Origin of the sequence: Mesorhizobium sp. M1A.F.Ca.IN.020.03.2.1 (assembly GCF_004023205.1) — a bacterium.
Lineage (GTDB): Bacteria > Pseudomonadota > Alphaproteobacteria > Rhizobiales > Rhizobiaceae > Mesorhizobium.
Map to the genome: position 1 here is coordinate 1 of NZ_RZSV01000474.1, position 1,119 is coordinate 1,119.

General features: G+C 65.7%; 1 pseudogene. It reads left to right on the top strand.

Annotation, left to right across the window (positions count from 1 at the left end):
* Positions 1–1,119, top strand: a pseudogene (locus EOA79_RS32160) (hypothetical protein); the annotation flags it as partial.

The following is a 1,119-nucleotide window of genomic DNA, read 5'->3' on the forward strand; positions in this document are numbered from 1 at the left end:
GATGTGCTCGGCTCGAAGGCAACGGTCGGCCAGATCACCACCGCGATGGCCAACGTGCCCGGGCTCGACCGCACCGCCAAGCTCGCGCTGCAGACCATGGCCTCGAGCGCCACCAACTCGGTCAAGATCCCGCTTGGCCATCTCGTCGACCTCGGTTCGGTGGGCAGTCTGGGGCTCGGACAGAAGCCCGCCGGGCTTTCGGTCAGCGCCAGCGCCATGAGCATGGTGAGCGCAGCCGCGGCGCTCGCCAACGGCACGAACCAGGTTACGGTCGACCTCGGGGCGACGATACCGGGACTGACATCGACTACGCTCCAGGTCGCCATCGGCGAACCCATGCAGTCCTCGCCATGGCTGGCGGTGGGAGAATTGGGCACAGTGGTGCGCACGGCGCAGACGCGCATCAAGCTCAATCCCAGCGTCGGGATTGGAAACGGGAACAACGGCAATGGCTTTGGCAACGGCACCGGAAATGGCACAGCCGGCATGAAGCTGGGCGGCGGCGTCAAGCTGCTTGCCGTCAACCTGCCGCTCAATATCGAGGTCGCCTATGCCGAAGCCAAGCTGACCGACATCAGCTGCCCGACCGGGCCCTCCAGCATCAAGGTCTCCATCGCCGCGCAGCCGGGCGTCGTCGCGGCCCATCTCGCCGACAGCAACGCCAGCGGCTTCGCAGACTTCGGCAAGCCGCAATCCTTCAGCGACGCCGACATCGCCGACGTCAGCCTCAAGATGCTGCTGGCCAACCTCAATCTCCTGCAGATCAAGGGATCGTCGGCCTTCTCGGTCACCAGCATGGCGCCGACGAACCTGACCTTCAGCGCCACCGAGATCGCCAACAAGGCGATCAAGACAGTGTCGACCAAGAACCTGACGCAGTCGCTCACCACCTCGCTGGTGAACAACCTGTCGCTGACGGTCAACGCGCTCGGCCTCGGTCTCGACGCGACCACCCTGCTCGGCACGGTGAAGCCGGCGGTGACGACGCTGCTCAACGGCGTCACCGCGCCGGTCGACAACCTCGTCTACAATGTGCTTGCGGTGCTTGGCGTGCATGTCGGCGAGGCCGATGTGCGGGTCACCGGCGCGACTTGCGGACGCTCGGTGCTGGTGCAGTAG